Source organism: Rhodococcus sp. IEGM 27 (assembly GCF_033142305.1).
Lineage (GTDB): Bacteria > Actinomycetota > Actinomycetes > Mycobacteriales > Mycobacteriaceae > Rhodococcus_F > Rhodococcus_F oxybenzonivorans.
Genome location: NZ_JAWLSG010000003.1, coordinates 141,262 through 157,429, shown reverse-complemented (window position 1 = coordinate 157,429; position 16,168 = coordinate 141,262). Strand labels below are relative to the sequence as shown.

16 protein-coding genes are annotated in these 16,168 nt (G+C 65.1%); 8 read left to right on the top strand and 8 right to left on the bottom strand.

All coding sequences use genetic code 11. From position 1 onward, the window contains the following. Positions 1-8: 8 nt before the first annotated feature. The 7 genes from nuoF to R4P95_RS11610 form a co-directional block, all read right to left on the bottom strand. Complete coding sequence (nuoF, locus tag R4P95_RS11640; RefSeq protein ID WP_213575608.1) at positions 9-1,307, bottom strand: NADH-quinone oxidoreductase subunit NuoF; 1,299 nt, start codon at positions 1,305-1,307, stop codon at positions 9-11. Position 1,308: 1 nt separating this feature from the next. Further along, positions 1,309-2,283, bottom strand: a complete 975-nt coding sequence (nuoE, locus tag R4P95_RS11635; protein ID WP_317744484.1) for an NADH-quinone oxidoreductase subunit NuoE — start codon at positions 2,281-2,283, stop codon at positions 1,309-1,311. Then, a complete protein-coding gene (nuoD, locus tag R4P95_RS11630; protein WP_317744485.1) occupies positions 2,280-3,620 on the bottom strand; it encodes an NADH dehydrogenase (quinone) subunit D in 1,341 nt (446 codons plus the stop codon). Before nuoD ends, nuoE begins: the two co-directional genes overlap by 4 nt. Continuing rightward, positions 3,620-4,264, bottom strand: coding sequence for an NADH-quinone oxidoreductase subunit C (locus R4P95_RS11625; protein ID WP_397517693.1), 645 nt, complete (start codon positions 4,262-4,264; stop codon positions 3,620-3,622). Before R4P95_RS11625 ends, nuoD begins: the two co-directional genes overlap by 1 nt. Positions 4,265-4,533: 269 nt before the next feature. Then, positions 4,534-5,088: a NuoB/complex I 20 kDa subunit family protein gene (locus R4P95_RS11620; protein ID WP_213575604.1), complete on the bottom strand. Its 555-nt coding sequence runs from the start codon at positions 5,086-5,088 to the stop codon at positions 4,534-4,536. 85 nt (positions 5,089-5,173) lie between these two features. Beyond that, the gene (locus R4P95_RS11615; RefSeq protein WP_109335456.1) at positions 5,174-5,533 is read right to left on the bottom strand and encodes an NADH-quinone oxidoreductase subunit A; all 360 of its coding nucleotides are present in this window, start codon (positions 5,531-5,533) and stop codon (positions 5,174-5,176) included. Between the two features lie 289 nt (positions 5,534-5,822). Beyond that, a complete protein-coding gene (locus R4P95_RS11610) occupies positions 5,823-6,245 on the bottom strand; it encodes a response regulator transcription factor (protein WP_109334499.1) in 423 nt (140 codons plus the stop codon). Positions 6,246-6,448: 203 nt separating this feature from the next. Between R4P95_RS11610 and R4P95_RS11605 the strand changes: the two genes are divergently transcribed. The 8 genes from R4P95_RS11605 (at position 6,449) to R4P95_RS11570 (ending at position 14,979) form a co-directional block, all read left to right on the top strand. Further along, complete coding sequence (locus tag R4P95_RS11605; protein WP_213575603.1) at positions 6,449-6,892, top strand: hypothetical protein; 444 nt, start codon at positions 6,449-6,451, stop codon at positions 6,890-6,892. A gap of 89 nt (positions 6,893-6,981) precedes the next feature. Continuing rightward, complete coding sequence (locus R4P95_RS11600; protein WP_317744487.1) at positions 6,982-8,373, top strand: cytochrome P450; 1,392 nt, start codon at positions 6,982-6,984, stop codon at positions 8,371-8,373. A 272-nt stretch (positions 8,374-8,645) separates the two neighbouring features. Next, positions 8,646-9,611: a thiamine pyrophosphate-dependent dehydrogenase E1 component subunit alpha gene (locus R4P95_RS11595; protein WP_208960018.1), complete on the top strand. Its 966-nt coding sequence runs from the start codon at positions 8,646-8,648 to the stop codon at positions 9,609-9,611. Between the two features lie 14 nt (positions 9,612-9,625). Then, complete coding sequence (locus tag R4P95_RS11590) at positions 9,626-10,657, top strand: alpha-ketoacid dehydrogenase subunit beta (protein ID WP_317744488.1); 1,032 nt, start codon at positions 9,626-9,628, stop codon at positions 10,655-10,657. A 1-nt stretch (position 10,658) separates the two neighbouring features. Next, positions 10,659-12,221 carry a 2-oxo acid dehydrogenase subunit E2 gene (locus R4P95_RS11585; RefSeq protein WP_317744489.1) on the top strand — a complete coding sequence of 521 codons (1,563 nt, stop codon included), beginning with the start codon at positions 10,659-10,661 and terminating at the stop codon, positions 12,219-12,221. Positions 12,222-12,230: 9 nt separating this feature from the next. Further along, a complete protein-coding gene (gene lpdA, locus R4P95_RS11580) occupies positions 12,231-13,640 on the top strand; it encodes a dihydrolipoyl dehydrogenase (protein ID WP_317744490.1) in 1,410 nt (469 codons plus the stop codon). A gap of 62 nt (positions 13,641-13,702) precedes the next feature. After that, a complete protein-coding gene (lipA, locus tag R4P95_RS11575) occupies positions 13,703-14,722 on the top strand; it encodes a lipoyl synthase (RefSeq protein WP_317744491.1) in 1,020 nt (339 codons plus the stop codon). Continuing rightward, positions 14,719-14,979, top strand: coding sequence for a DUF3263 domain-containing protein (locus tag R4P95_RS11570; RefSeq protein WP_109334512.1), 261 nt, complete (start codon positions 14,719-14,721; stop codon positions 14,977-14,979). The genes lipA and R4P95_RS11570 overlap by 4 nt, the downstream gene beginning before the upstream one ends. On the opposite strand, the gene R4P95_RS11565 is transcribed toward R4P95_RS11570, so the two are convergent. Further along, entirely contained in the window at positions 14,958-16,073 is a 1,116-nt protein-coding gene (locus tag R4P95_RS11565) for a GAF domain-containing protein (RefSeq protein WP_397517694.1), read from the bottom strand. The two genes, R4P95_RS11570 and R4P95_RS11565, sit on opposite strands and share 22 nt — an antisense overlap. Positions 16,074-16,168: the final 95 nt, after the last annotated feature.

The following is a 16,168-nucleotide window of genomic DNA, read 5'->3' as shown; positions in this document are numbered from 1 at the left end:
TTGGGCTGTCACGCGGGAACTCCTGCCATGAGAGTTGACTGGTGCGGATCGAATGGGCAGCCGCCCTGTTCGAAGTGCGCGAGATACTCGTCCCGGAAGTACTTCAGGGAAGACATGATCGGGCTTGCCGCTCCGTCACCGAGGGCACAGAACGACTTTCCGAGGATGTTGTCGGAAATGTCGAGCAACTTCTCGAGGTCGGTCTCGGAACCTCCCCCACTTTCGAGACGCTGCAAAATCTGCACCAGCCAGTAAGTACCTTCCCGGCAGGGCGTGCACTTACCGCATGATTCGTGGGCATAGAATTCGGTCCAGCGCAGCACCGCGCGCACCACACAGGTGGTTTCGTCGAACAGCTGTAAAGCCTTGGTGCCGAGCATCGATCCCGCAGCACCCACACCTTCGTAGTCGAGCGGAACGTCGAGGTGCTCGTCGGTGAACATCGGGGTCGACGAACCACCCGGGGTCCAGAATTTCAACTGATGCCCGGCGCGCATTCCCCCCGCATATTCCAAGAGCTCCCGCAACGTGATGCCGAGCGGCGCCTCGTACTGCCCGGGCCGGCTGACGTGTCCGGACAGCGAATAAAGAGTGAAACCGGGTGACTTTTCGGTGCCCATCGAACGGAACCACTCGACCCCGTTCTGCAGAATCGGCGGCACGCTCGCGATCGATTCGACATTGTTGACGACCGTCGGGCAGGCGTACAACCCGGCCACAGCGGGGAATGGGGGACGCAAACGGGGTTGTCCGCGACGGCCTTCCAGAGAATCGAGCTGAGCAGTTTCCTCACCGCAAATGTACGCGCCGGCGCCCGCGTGGACGACGAGGTCGAGGTCGTACCCGCTGCCGAGAATGTTGCGGCCCAGGTACCCGGCGGCGTACGCCTCGGATACCGCGGCCTGCAGGCGACGCAGCACAGGCACCACTTCACCGCGCAGATAGATGAAGGCGTGACTGGCGCGAATGGCGTACGCGGCGATGATGACGCCCTCGACGAGTGCATGTGGGGTGGCCAGCATCAACGGAATGTCCTTGCAGGTGCCGGGCTCGGACTCATCCGCATTGACCACCAGATAGTGCGGTTTGGCGTCGTCCTGCGGAATGAAACCCCACTTCACCCCGGTCGGGAATCCGGCGCCACCACGACCCCGCAGTCCCGAGTCCTTGATCGTGTCGATGACCTCGTCCGGCTGCATCTTCAGCGCTTTGCGCAGCGCCTCGTACCCGTCGTGGCGGTGGTAAGTGTCGAGAGTCCAGGACTGGGGGTCGTCCCAGTACCGGCTGAGGACAGGAGTCAGCGGCACCTCAGTCTCCCTTGCGTGTCGGGTCGGTCCCGGAGGTGGATTGGTGCGGCGGCGTCGGCTCGGACGGTGCGGGAGCCGGCTTGTCCTTCGTCGACTCCGTCGCCAATGGCTTGCCGATCTCGGCGTGCGGCCCCGACCCCGATGGCCCGGCCGGCGGGGACGGCGCATCCATGTCGAGTTCTCGGGCGACGTGCAACCCCGCCAGGGTGGCAGGGCCGGCGCCGCCGCCGGCTTCCAACGCTCCCGGTCGCTCATCGGGGAATCCGGCGAGCACGCGAGCCGTCTCGCGGAACGTGCACAGCGGCGCTCCCCGGCTGGGTGTCACCTTCTCACCGGATCGCAGCGAATCCACCAGCGTGCGGGCCGACTCCGGGGTCTGGTTGTCGAAAAATTCCCAGTTGACCATCACGACAGGAGCAAAGTCGCAGGCCGCGTTGCATTCGATGTGCTCCACCGTGACCTTGCCGTCCGGCGTCGTCTCACCCGGTCGCACACCGAGGTGATCCTCGAGCGCCGCAAGGATCGCGTCACCGCCCATGATCGCGCACAACGTGTTGGTACAGACCCCGACAAAGTAGTCGCCGGTCGGAGAGCGCCGGTACATCGAATAGAAGGTGGCCACCGCCGCCACCTCCGCCCCGGTGAGACCGAGCTGATCGGCGCAGAAGTCCACACCCGCCGGACTGATGTACCCGTCCTCCGCCTGCACCAGGTGCAGCAGGGGCAGCAACGCGGACCGGGCAGTGTTCTGAGGTCGCTCTCCTGGCCCCGCCCCGGGCTTCGGGTAGCGGCCGATGATCTCCGCGGCCTCTCCGTCCAGCCTGGCCCGCACCTCCGGCGGATAACTCTCCCGCGCACCCGGCCACACGAGTTGGTTGTTCTCCTCGGGCCGTGGTCCGAACTCGATGAACACCGGTGCGCTCTTGCTTGCTGCGGTCGCGGGCGCCGGGCTCTGGCTTCTCGGCAAGGAGCTCATCGGTCCACTCCGCCCATGACGGGATCGATGCTGGCGACCGCGGCGATCACGTCCGACACCATGCCGCCCTCACACATGGCGGCCACCGCCTGCAGGTTGGTGAACGAGGGGTCTCGGTAGTGCACCCGATACGGGCGGGTGCCGCCGTCGCTGACCATGTGCACACCCAGTTCTCCTCGCGGCGATTCCACCGCCACATAGACCTGGCCGGGCGGCACCCGGAAACCCTCGGTCACCAACTTGAAATGGTGGATCAACCCCTCCATCGAAGTGTCCATGATCTTGCGCACGTGCTTGGTGGAGTTTCCCAATCCGTCACGATCCAACGCCAGATCCGCCGGCCAGGCGATCTTCCTGTCCTCGATCATGATGGGGCCGGGGCGTAACCGGTCGAGGCACTGCTCGACGATCTTGAGCGACTCCTTCATCTCGTCCACCCGAATCAGATACCGGCCGTACGCATCACAACCGGTATGGGTACAGACGTCGAACTCATAATTCTCGTACCCACAGTAAGGTTCCGACTTCCGCAGGTCGTGCGGCAAGCCGGTGGCACGAAGCATCGGACCGGTGATCCCCAGCGCCATACAACCCGTGAGATCCAAATAGCCGATCCCCTCGGTGCGGGCCTTCCAGATCCGGTTCTCGTTGAGCAGGTTCTCCATGTCCCGAATCCGTGACGGCAGCACCGTCAGCAACTCACGAACCTTCTCGACAGCACCGGCCGGAAGATCCTGCGCCAGCCCACCCGGTCGGATGAAAGCATGATTCATCCGAAGCCCGGTGATGGTCTCGAAAACATCGAGGATCAGCTCCCGCTCACGGAAACCGAACAACATCGCGGTGACGGCACCCAATTCCATGCCACCCGTCGCCAACGCCACCAAATGCGACGAAATGCGGTTGAGTTCCATCAGCATCACCCGGACAACCGTGGCCCGCTCCGGGATCTCGTCGGTGACCCCCAGCAACCTCTCCACACCCAGGCAGTACGCCGTCTCATTGAAAAACGGAGACAAATAATCCATCCGCGTCACGAACGTGACACCCTGAGTCCAATTGCGGTACTCCAGGTTCTTCTCGATCCCCGTGTGCAAGTAGCCGATTCCACAGCGCGCCTCGGTGACCGTCTCACCCTCGATCTCCAGGATGAGCCTCAAAACACCATGCGTAGAGGGATGCTGAGGCCCCATGTTGACGACGATCCGCTCCTCGCCCGTCCCCTGCGCCGTACCCTCCGCAGGCACCCTCGCCGCCGCGAGAATCTCGTCCCAATCCTGCCCCGCGACAGTGACCATCACCTCCGGTCGCTCCCTCCGCGCCGTACCCTCGCCCATCAGTTGTACCCCCTCCGCTCATCGGGCGGCGCTATCTCCGCACCCTTGAACTCCACAGGAATACCGCCCAGCGGATAGTCCTTCCGCTGCGGATGACCCGACCAGTCATCAGGCATCTCGATCCGAGTCAACGACGGATGACCATCGAACACAATGCCGAAGAAGTCGAACGCCTCCCGCTCATGCCAATCATTCGTCGGATACACCCCATACAACGACGGCACATGCGGATCCGCATCCGGCATCGCCACCTCCACACGGACCCGGCGATTATGCGTAATCGACATCAACGGATACACCGCATGCAGCTCCCGACCCACCTCCTGCGGGTAATGCACCCCACTGACCCCCAAACACAACTCGAAACGCAACGACGGATCATCCCGCAACGCCCGAGCCACCTCCGGCAAAAACTCCCGGCGAACATGGAACGTCAACTCATCCCGGAAAACGACAACCCGCTCGATCGCCTCCCCCACACCCCGCTCCGCCAACGCCGCCCCGAGGGCATCCGCCACCTCATCGAAATACCCACCAAACGGGCGAGGAGAACTGCCCGGCAACGCCACCGGACTCACCAACCGCCCATACCCCGACGTATCCCCACTGCCCCGCACCCCGAACATCCCGCGGCGAACGCTGATTACTTCAGAGTCATGGCTCGCTTCGCTCGCGGGTGCATCAGCTACATGGCTCGCTTCGCTCGCAGGTGCTCGGCCTGAATCGCGAACCCTTCCCTCGTCACTCACTCGCTACGCTCCCTCGCTGAGACACGGCTCGCTGCGCTCGCAGGTGCTCGGCCTGGATCGCGGACCCTTCCCTCGTCACTCACTCGCTTCGCTCCCTCGCTCCTCAGTCCAGGCTCCGCGGGCCGAGCACAACACCGCCACACGGCTCGGTTTGCTTTCTGGGGTCATCGGAGAAGGCCCTTCATCTCGATCGTCGGAGTGACGGCCAGGGCGGCCTCCTCCGCCGCACGTATCGCCTCTTCACGGTTCACGCCCAGCGGCATTTCCTGGATCTTCTCGTGCAACTTCAAGATGGCGTGCAACAACATCTCCGGCCGCGGAGGGCAGCCCGGCAGATAAATGTCCACAGGGACCACGTGGTCGACGCCCTGGACGATGGCGTAGTTGTTGAACATGCCCCCAGAGGAGGCGCAGACACCCATTGCCAGCACCCACTTCGGCTCCGCCATCTGGTCGTAGATCTGGCGAAGCACCGGTGCCATCTTCTGGCTGACCCGGCCGGCGACGATCATCAGGTCGGCCTGGCGCGGAGACGCCCGGAATGCTTCCATCCCGAATCGGGCGATATCGAACCGGCCGGCACTGGTGGCCATCATCTCGATCGCGCAGCACGCCAGGCCGAAAGTCGCGGGCCACAGGGAGCCCTTCCGTACGTAACCGGCCAGACCTTCCACCGTGCTCAGCAGAAAGCCGCTCGGCACCTTCTCCTCGATACCCATATCCGACTCTTCCTACTTCCGGTTTCGCTATTCATCCGCTTCGCGGCCCGTCAGATGCGAGCGCTGCGAGCGATCGAAAAGACACCTAATCCCAACTGAGACCGCCCCGCCGCCACTCGTACACGTAGGCCACCGCAGCGCTGAAAATGAAGAGAGCCATAGCAACGAGACCGAAGAAGCCGAGGGCATCGAAATGGATCGCCCACGGATAAAGGAACACGATCTCGATATCGAAAATGATGAACAACATGGCGGTCAGGTAGTACTTCACGGGAAAACGGCCACCACCCACCGGTTGCGGCGTGGGGTCGATTCCGCATTCGTAGGCGTCGAGCTTGGCCCTGTTGTAGCGCTTCGGACCGACAACCGACGCCAAGATCACCGATACGACCGCGAATGCGACAGCAATTGCTCCGAGCACGAGAATCGGCACGTAGACGTTCATACGCTGAGCACCTCCCTGCGAAGCCTGGCCGCGATACCCCATCTCCTCGAGCCGAGAATCCCTCAGCGCGTAGATATGTGAGTTGAGACACAGACTACCGGTTTCGGCGATCTTGTCTCGGTTTCAGCGCCCGCAGTTACCCAGAGATTTACGCGGGTGTAATTCCCCAGGGCCGCATCGGTCACACGACAGGTCGCGCAGGGCAGATCACAGGGCAAAGATGCAGGTCAAGCGGATTTCACGCACTGATGGCACCCGCCCCCGAGGAGCGAGGTTCGGAGAGCCGACCCTAAGACGAGATACGCGTGCGGAGCAGCGCGACGACCGCCTCGCCGAGCCTGATGGGGTCGATCGGGTGAGGAACCGCAGCCTCGGCCCGCGACCAGTTGGCCAGCCACGCGTCGTCAGCTCGCCCGGTCAGCACGAGTACGGGCGGGCACGGGTCGATCTCGTCTTTCAACTGCTTGGCGATCCCCATGCCGCCGGCCGGGGATGCCTCACCGTCCAGGATGGCCAAGTCGATTTCGCCCGCATCCAAGTGCTGGATCACCACCGGTCCGGTCGCCACTTCCACGTACTCGAGATCGGGCAGATCGGGATGCGGACGCTTACCCAGAGCCGACACGACCTGCCGACGTGTGTTCGGGTCGTCGCTGTAGACGAGGACGCGCAGCGAGGTGGGGCGGCTGGGACGGGCGGTCGCGTCGGTCACGGACCCGATGCTACCGGCCGGCTACGGCCGGATCGCGTTGCTTTCGCCGATGATCCGGCACGGACGAGGTGGTGGAGCGCGCCACCCGGGGCCGCCCAGCAGAGCGCCCGCACCGGCGTCGAGCACCGCTACCGGCGCCGCTTCACATCCGTCAGGATGGATACACGATCTCGAACTACGACGATCGAACGGACGGTACGGCCATGAGGCGTTTCGCGTCGACATTGCTGGTGGTGCTTGCACTGTGCGCAGTGGCGGTTGCCCTGTTCTATTTCACGTCCCGGACGCCGCAGGACACCGCCGCGCGGCCGATGGAGGACAAGGCGTTCATGATCGACGGTAGACCGATGACCTGTCGTGAACTCTTTCCGCCGGGTTGCGACTTCGACCTGCAGTATTCGTACAACCGGTGGGGAGAACGGCTCGACAGTTTCGTCGATACGAGCGACCTCGGGCCCTACGCGCGGGACATCGGGTTCGCGGCGTCGGCGAAGCTGAGCCTCCAAGCCTGCCGACTCTCGGAGACGTCGGGAAAGACGATCCTCGAGTTCGTCGAACTCGCTCGACGTGACCATCCGGAGGCCGGCAGCCCCCAGGTCTTCCCCTTCTGGAACCGCGCACGTCAGTTCCTATGCCCCGGGGTGTGACTCGGCGCGGTGGCCAGTGCCTGCCCGGACGGACCCTGAGCGACGGCCCCTTCTGTTTACCCATGACGGCTGCGGGTACCACGACCTCCATGGCGACCAACACCGCGCGAGACGTTGAGCACCGTGCCTCCGAGACCGCCATCCCCGGCGGCGGTCCGACGGTTTCGGGACTCGAGGCACTTCGCATCGCGGCAGTACTCGGCTTCACCCCGATCGCTGCCGGTGTCATCGCGCGGCGTCCGTCGATGATGGCCGTCCTGGGGCGACTCGGCGCCGATGCGCCCACCGTGCCCTTCGTGCGCCGGCTGCGGGAGCGCTATGGGCCGGGACCGCTGCAACTACAGATTCCGAAGCGGCGGCTGGCAGTCGTGTTGACCGGCCACGATGCGGGTCGAGTCCTCGACGGCTCACCCGAACCGTTCAATCCCGCCAACCGGGAGAAGAAGGGTGCACTCTCGCCCTTCCAACCGCACGGCGTACTGATCTCGGAGGGATACGTTAGACAGCAGCGAAGGCGCATCAACGAGGAGGCTCTCGACACCTCACACGCGATGCATCACCTGGCCGATCCGATGGTCGAGGTGATCCGGCACGAGGTTGCTGCCCTGCTGGCGTCCGCGCAGTCGAAGGGAACACTCGACAGCGACGAGTTCACCCGCACGTGGTGGCGGATGGTCCGCCAGATCGTCCTGGGAAAGTCGGCTCGCGACGACCACGCGATCACCGATCAGCTACACAAGCTTCGGGCCAACGGCAATTGGTCATATTTCCTTCCACCGCCACGCAAGCTCCGTGATCGGTTCATCGAAAGCCTGTACTCCTACGTCGACAAGGCCGAGCGTGGATCCGTGGTCAGTTCCCTGGCCGCCCTACCGGCCGGAGGGGCCATCGACCCGGTCGGCCAGATACCGCACTGGCTCTTCGCTTTCGATGCGGCCGGCATCGCCACCAGTCGCGCTCTGGCACTGCTGTCCACACACCCGGAGCAGCGTCGACTCGCCCGCGAGGAGGTTGCCGCCTGGGATACGACAGTGCCCCAGCAGTACCCGTATCTTCGCGCGTGCGTGCTCGAGTCGGTGCGGTTGTGGCCGACGACGCCGACCATTCTGCGGGACTCCACCCGCGACACCACGTGGGGTTCCGGCGACGGCGAGTTCACCATTCCGGCTGGTACCGCCTTCATGATCCTCGCCCCCGCCTTCCACCGTGATGACCGAACGTTCTCGTTCGCCAACGGCTTCGCGCCCGAGGTCTGGCTCGACGGGACTGCGCAGTCACGCCCCGAACTGGTGCCTTTCAGCGCCGGCCCCGCCGAATGCCCGGGCCGCAACCTCGTGTTGTTCGTGACGAGCACCGTGCTGGCGTTGATGCTGGAGGCCGCCGACTTCCAGCTCACCTCCACCCCCGCACTGACGCCTGGTCAGCCACTGCCCCCGACCCTGAACAACTTCGGACTCCGCTTCCGCGTCACCTCGACGTAAGGGGTCGACGGCTCCTTTCCGCGGAGCCACTGCGTTCTGCCGCCGTCTCGTTCTGATCTCCTGGGCAGCCTCTGTGTGAACCACCCCGACGCCTCCTTCGGCTGGGCGGCGTCCTGATTGCAATCCGCTGCAACCTTTATTGCGTGCGTCATATCGCCCTACATTCATGACCCGGGTTACACGAGGTCGCGGGCGACAACGAAGTTGCAGCGTCGTCGTAATCGGAGGCGGGCCCAGCAACAGCGGCCCCAACGCAGAAACAGAGGAGAGCAATGGCGCTGACCAAAAGTGCACTATTGAGCGCGTATCGGAAGATGGCCGAGATCCGGGCGTTCGAAGACCGTTTGCACGAAGAGAACGCCACGGGAGACATCCCCGGGTTCATCCACCTGTACTCGGGGCAGGAAGCCATTGCCGTCGGAGTATGCGAGAACCTCGAGGACACCGATTACATCGGGTCGACCCACCGCGGGCACGGTCACTGCATCGCCAAGGGCTGCGACCTTCACGGCATGATGGCAGAGATTTTCGGTAAGGACGACGGGCTCTGCCACGGCAAGGGCGGGTCGATGCACATCGCCGACCTGTCGGTGGGCATGCTCGGAGCGAACGCCATTGTCGGCGGCGCCCCGTCTCTTGCGATCGGAGCCGCGCTGAGCGCCAAGACCCTCGGCAATGGTGGCGTCGCAGCGTCGTTCACCGGAGACGGCGGTTCCAATCAGGGCACCGTGTTCGAGGCCATGAACATGGCCGTGGTTCTCGACCTCCCGATCGTGTTCGTGATCGAGAACAACGGATTCGGCGAGGCCACCGGACGCGACTACGCCGTGGGCGCCCCGAGCATCGCGGACCGGGCGTCGTCGTTCGGCATGCCGGCGGCCACGGTCGACGGCACCGACTTCTTCGCCGTGTACGAGGCAACGCGGGAGGCCGTCGAGCGAGCTCGCGGCGGTGGGGGACCATCCACGATCGAGGCCGTCGCGCACCGCTGGCACGGTCACTTCGAGGGCGATGCGCAGCTCTACCGCACGGCGGACCAGGTGGCCGAGATCCGGCAGACCAAGGACCCGCTGCTCAATTTCCGCAACCACGACGACAGCAAGAAGGTCTCCGCGAAGGAACTCGACGCGATCGAGGCCGATGCCCGAGCGCGGGTCGACGACGCCGTCGCGAAAGCGCGCGCCGCGAGCTACCCCCCGGTGGAAAACCTTCTGACCGACGTTTACGTGTCGTACTGAGAGTGAGAACAGAGATGACCACGTCGAAAACGACGTATCGCGAAGCAATCAAGGCCGCACTCGCCCAGGAGATGGAGCGCGACGCGACTGTCGTGCAGATCGGTGAGGATCTGCGCGGTGGCCAGGCGGGCACCAACCCGGAACTCGAATCCGGGAAAGTCGAAGCGTTCGGTGGTGTGCTCGGTGTGACGAAAGGTTTGTGGACGGAGTTCGGTTCCGAGCGTGTCATCGACACCCCGATCACCGAGTCGGCGATCATCGGTATGGCCGCGGGTGCCGCGCTCACCGGACTTCGCCCGGTCGCGGAATTGATGTTCATGGACTTCTTCGGAGTCTGCTACGACGCCCTCTACAACCAGGCCGCCAAATTCCGGTACATGTTCGGCGGCAAGGCACGCACCCCAATGGTGGTGCGCGGCATGATCGGTGCCGGATTTTCCGCAGCCGCCCAGCACTCGCAGTCCCCGTACAACGTGTTCGCCGCCGTCCCGGGTCTGAAGGTCGTCGCACCGTCCAACGCGTACGACGCGAAAGGTCTTCTCATCCAGTCGATCCGCGACGACGACCCGGTCGTGTTCTGCGAACACAAGACCCTGTACGACCTCAAGGGTGAGGTGCCCGACGCCCCGTACACGATTGCGTTCGGCGTCGCCAACTACACCCGTGAAGGCACCGACGTCACGGTTGTCGCGCTCTCGGCCATGGTCAATGCCGCCAATACCGCCGCCGACAAACTCGCCACCGAAGGCATCTCCGTCGAGGTCGTCGACCCCCGCACCGTCTCACCGCTGGACGAGGAGGGCATCCTCGAATCGGTCGCTTCAACCGGCCGGGTGGTCATCGTCGACGAATCCGCGGCCCGATGCGGATTCGGGCACGACGTCGCCGCCCTGATCGCCACGCAGGCGTTCGGCTCGTTGAAGGCCCCCATCGAGTTGGTCACCCCGCCGCACACGCCGGTGCCATTCTCTCCCGTGCTCGAGCAGGCGTGGCTGCCGAACGCCGCCCGTATCGAGGCAGCCATCCGCAAGGTCGTGAGTGCCTGACATGAGTGACATCAAACTGATCGAAGTTCCCAAATGGGGCCTGTCCATGGACGAGGGCACCGTGACGGAGTGGCTGATCGAGGAGGGAACATCCTTCGCGAAGGGCGACCTGCTCTGCGAGATCGAGACCAGCAAGATCACCAACGAATTGGAGGCGCCGTTCGACGGCGTGCTGCGGCGGGTGGTCGCCAAGCCGGGTGAGACATTGCCGGTCGGTGCGGTGCTGGCGGTATCGGCAGAGGCCGCCGTGTCCGATGCCGAGATCGAACAGGTGCTGACCAGCATCGGGGCGGATCAGGTACCGGTGCCCGCCGAGTCCGACCGGTCCCCGGGCGGGCAGCCCACACCCGCCGAACCGGATGTCAAGCGCACCCCCTCCGCACCCGCGGCACAGGAATCAGCGCCCGCTGCCGGCGGGCACACCGGAGCGAGTGCGGGCGGGACGACGACCGTTCCGCAGTCGCTGCGGGGTCGGGCGGAGGGTGATGTGTTCGCCACCCCGCACGCGCACAGGCTGGCCGACGAGCTGGCGGTAGACCTGGGACTCGTCGAGGGTAGTGGTCGAGAGGGCCGGATTTCCGTCCAGGACGTTCAGGACGCGATCCGTGCGGCGGGCGGTACCGTCGCGCAAGCACCCACTCCGGCGCGTTCGGGTGTGCCCGGCCGCTCCACCCAGGACGACAGCACGATCGACGCCACACCGGTGGCCCGGCGCCTGGCGAGAACCCTCGGCATCAATCTGCACGATTGCCGGGCAACCGGATCCCGCGGCCGGGTCTGTGAAGCGGACATCCGGGAAGCCGAACGGAAGTTTCGGCTACTACCGGATCCGGTAACCACACCCCTCGCTGACGAGGGCGCCGCGCAGGCTGCACCGGAATACGAAACCATTCCGTTCACCGCGATGCGCAAGGCGATCGGTCGGCGACTGCAGGAATCGAAGCGCAACGCCCCGCACTTCCGGCTCACCGCCGACCTGCAGATCGACAACCTCCTAGCACTGCGCAAGCAGATCAACGCGACCGTTCCCACGGTCAAGTTGTCGGTCAACGACTTCGTCGTCAAAGCGTGCGCGGCGGCGCTGCGCAAGATGCCCGATGTCAACGTGCAGTTCGACGAAGCGGCGCAGTCGGTGCTGCGGTACGCGAGCGCGGATATCTCGGTGGCCGTCGCCCTCCCGTCGGGCCTGATCACGCCGATCGTCCGGGGTGCAGAGAGCAAGACACTCGCGGAAATCTCCGGGGAAGTGCACTCTTTGGTGACGAAGGCCAAGGCCGGGAAGCTGAGCCCCGACGAGTTCCAGGGCGGAACGTTCACCGTCTCGAACCTCGGGATGTTCGGTGTGCGCGAATTCGACGCGATCATCAACCCGCCGCAGGGCGCCATTCTCGCGGTCGGTGCCGGACAACCGCGCCCGGTTGTCGTCGATGGTCAGGTGGTGACCCGCACAATGCTCACCGTCACCCTGTCCTGTGACCACCGGGTGATCGACGGCGCTCTCGGCGCTACGTTCCTACAGGAGCTGCAGCGCTTTGTCGAGTCGCCGGCATTGATGCTGGTCTAGGGAGCAACGATGACTGACAAATACGACGTCCTGGTAATCGGTAGCGGTCCCGGCGGGTACGTCGCCGCCATCCGCGCCGCTCAACACGGACTCCGCACAGCGGTGATCGAACGGGACCGACTCGGCGGCATCTGCCTCAACTGGGGATGCATTCCCACCAAGGCGCTACTTCACGGCGCCGACGTCGCACATACCCTGGCGAACCTGCGACCGCTCGGATTCACCGCTAGCGGAATCGAATTCGACATCACACAGCTCGTCGAGTTCAGCCGTGGGGTGTCGGGCCGGTTGTCCGATGGCATCGGCTACCTGATGAAGAAGAACGGCGTCGACGTGATCACCGGCACCGCCAAGCTGATCGACAAGGGCGTCGTCGGCGTCAGGTCCGGAATGGACGAGTCGGAGCCGGCCACCGAGTACCGGGCCGATCACATCATCCTGGCCACCGGTGCTCGCCCGCGGTCGATTCCCGGAGTGACCCCAGACGGCGAACGGATCTGGACCTACTTCGATGCCCTCGTCCCGACCGAACTTCCGAAATCGTTGCTGGTCATCGGATCCGGTGCCATCGGTGTCGAGTTCGCGAGCCTCTACCGGGACCTCGGCAGCGAGGTGACACTTGTCGAAGTGGCACCGCAGATCATGCCCGTCGAGGACGTCGCCGTCGCCGCACACGTGCGGCGGCAGTTCGAAAAGCGAGGAATCACGATTCGCACCGGCGCCTCGGTGTCCGACCTGACGGTCGGCACGGATTCGGTCGCGGTAACTGTGACGTCGGCAGACGGCACGGTGGAAGAAGTTACCGTCGACCGGGTTCTGGTCGCCGCCGGAATCCAGGGCAACGTCGAGGACCTCGGGCTGGAGGACATCGGAGTCGAGGTGGACCGGAGCTTCGTCACCACCGACCAGTGGTGCCGCACCACCGCTTTCGGGGTCTACGCGATCGGTGACGTCGCGGGCGGTCCGTGTCTGGCGCACAAGGCCAGCCACGAAGGTGTGCTGTGTGTCGACAAGCTGGCGGGTGCCGAGCACGTGATCCCGTTGGACAAGGACTACGTGCCGGGCTGCACGTACGCGCGGCCGCAGGTGGCCAGCCTCGGGCTCACCGAGGACCAGGCGCGCGGCACCGGTCGTCGCCTGCAGATCGGGCAGTTCGATCTGCAGGCGTCCGGCAAGGCGCTCGCCATCGGCGAGGCCGACGGGTTCGTCAAGACGATTTTCGACGCCGACAGCGGCGAGCTCATCGGCGCCCACATGGTCGGTCCCGATGTCACCGAACAGATCCAGGGCTTCGGCATCGCGCGATCGCTGGAGGCCACCGGTGACGACCTCGCGGAAGTGATCTTCGCGCACCCGACGCTGTCCGAGGCCATGCACGAATCGGTGCTGGCTGCGCTGGGTCGCCCGATCAACATGTAGCAAACCCGCCGAACCGCGGTTGCCCCGCGGTTCGGCGGGAACCACCACCCAGGAATCGACACGTGACTGCCACACCACGAACATCGACCGAGGCCGCACAGGCCCCGACCGGCCGCAAACTCCTTCGACTGGAAATCCGAAACGCGGAGACCCCGATCGAACGCAAGCCGAACTGGATCAAGACGAGAGCGAAGATGGGCCCGGAATACTCCGAGCTCAAAAGCCTCGTCACACGCGAAGGCCTGCACACCGTCTGCGAAGAAGCCGGCTGCCCCAACATCTACGAATGCTGGGAAGACCGCGAGGCCACCTTCCTCATCGGCGGTGAGCAATGCACCCGCCGCTGCGACTTCTGCCAGATCGACACCGGCAAACCCGACGAACTCGACCGCGACGAACCCCGCCGCGTCGCCGAGTCCGTCCAGGCCATGGGCCTGCGCTACTCGACCATCACCGGCGTCGCCCGCGACGACCTCCCCGACGGCGGCGCCTGGCTCTACGCCGAAACGGTGCGCCTGATCCACCAGCTCAACCCCGGCACCGGCGTCGAACTGCTGATCCCGGACTTCAACGCCAAACCCGAGCAACTCGCCGAGGTGTTCTCCACCCGCCCCGAGGTCCTCGCCCACAACGTCGAAACCGTGCCCCGCATCTTCAAGCGCATCCGCCCGGCCTTCCGCTACCAGCGCAGCCTCGACGTGATCACCGCCGCCCGCGAGGACGGACTCGTCACCAAGTCGAACCTGATCCTGGGAATGGGCGAAACCCCCGACGAGGTCACCCAGGCGTTGCACGACCTGCACGACGCCGGCTGCGACATCATCACCATCACCCAGTACCTGCGTCCCTCACCGCGGCATCACCCCGTCGAGCGGTGGGTCAAGCCCGAGGAATTCGTGGCGCACTCCACCACCGCCGAAGAGATCGGCTTCGCCGGCGTGATGGCCGGGCCACTGGTCCGCTCCTCCTACCGGGCCGGCCGCCTGTACGCACAGGCGATGGCCCACCACCGCCGCGAAATTGCGGACCGACTCCATCATCTCGCAGCCAACCACACCACCCGTCAGGAGCCTCACCCATGAGTAACCGTTCCATCATCGAAGACTCGCGGATCCTCGAGTTCGCCCGCCGCTGGCTACCTTACGGGGGTGGGAACACCGGTGATCTCCTCGTCGAATTCGGTATGACACCCGCCGGCTACATCGCCAGGCTCGGAGAAATTCTCGACGGTCCCGCCGGCTGGCACCTCGACCCCCAACTCCGCGCGGACCTACGCAGCTTCGTCGACACACGTATTCAGGCCGTGCGCACCACAGCTCAGCCGAACATCCGAACCTGAACATTATCCGCGAACCGGTACGGCTGAGCAATCAATATCGGGCCCAGACTTTTTCGGAGACGGGAGATCTCGGCGCGGACGGCGACGACGTGGTCACGGTCGCCGAACAGCGCCTCGCTCATCGCGGCGGCGTCAGTACCGCCGGGCCCTGCGTCCGCGAGGACACGCAGAATCTGAGCGTGTCTCGGCGACAAGGCCCGGGTCCAGTTCACATCTCCGCGCACCGTCGCGCGGGGCGACGCACCGAGGTCGAGCTCGAGGTCGATGTCTGCCCGATCCTCTCGGCGACGCACCAACCACCCCGCACCGAGCGGCTCCGGCACACACCACCCCAGACCCGGCACCAGTAAGGGCTTTTCGGCGCACGGAGGCGCCAACCGTTCAGGTACAGCGATTCCGCCGGCTTCCACAACCCAGCCGTGCCGGTCCACGACGAGTGCGGGCCCACCGGCGGCGGCGAGCACCGGCGCCGCTTGCGCACGGAGCTTGTCGAGTTGGACGGTGTGCTCTCGCCACAACGTCGACTCGGCCAAGCGCACCGCAGTTCGCACGAGCGCCATGGTGGTCGGATGGACCGACATCGCCGACCCGCTGATATCGACCACGCCGAGCACCTTGCCCGTCCGCGGATCGCGGACCGGCGACCCGGTACACGACCAACCGGAGTGCGACCGCGCATAGTGCTCGGCCGAAAATAATTGCACCGGAGCCTCTTCGACCAGTGCGGTGCCGACGGAATTGGTACCGACCAAGTCCTCGGACCAGCGTGCACCTTCCATGAAGCCGAGCGCATCGGCAGCCTTGCGCACGGCGCGGGAACCGTCTCGCCACAGCACCACCCCATCGGTGTCGGCGATCACCACGATGAACTTCGCATCGTCGGCCACCTCGGTCAACGTGCTCCGGAGCTCCGGAAGAACCGAACGGAGGGCAGTTCGGGTACGGCGGGACTCGAGTTCGGAGCAGTCCGCGAATACGACGTCTTCACACCGGGCGGGGCTGACACCCTCGGCCTGAAGTCGCGACCACGACCTGGCGACAACCTCACGCGGAGGCATGGGCGGCTTCTGCCCGGACAGTACCGCGTCGTGCACCTCGCTCAACACTTGTGCGTGCCGGGAGAGGTTCACACCGGAACCCACAGCCAGGAGCCTCTCAGGCGTCGAACTGGTCGCACTCACGACACCGA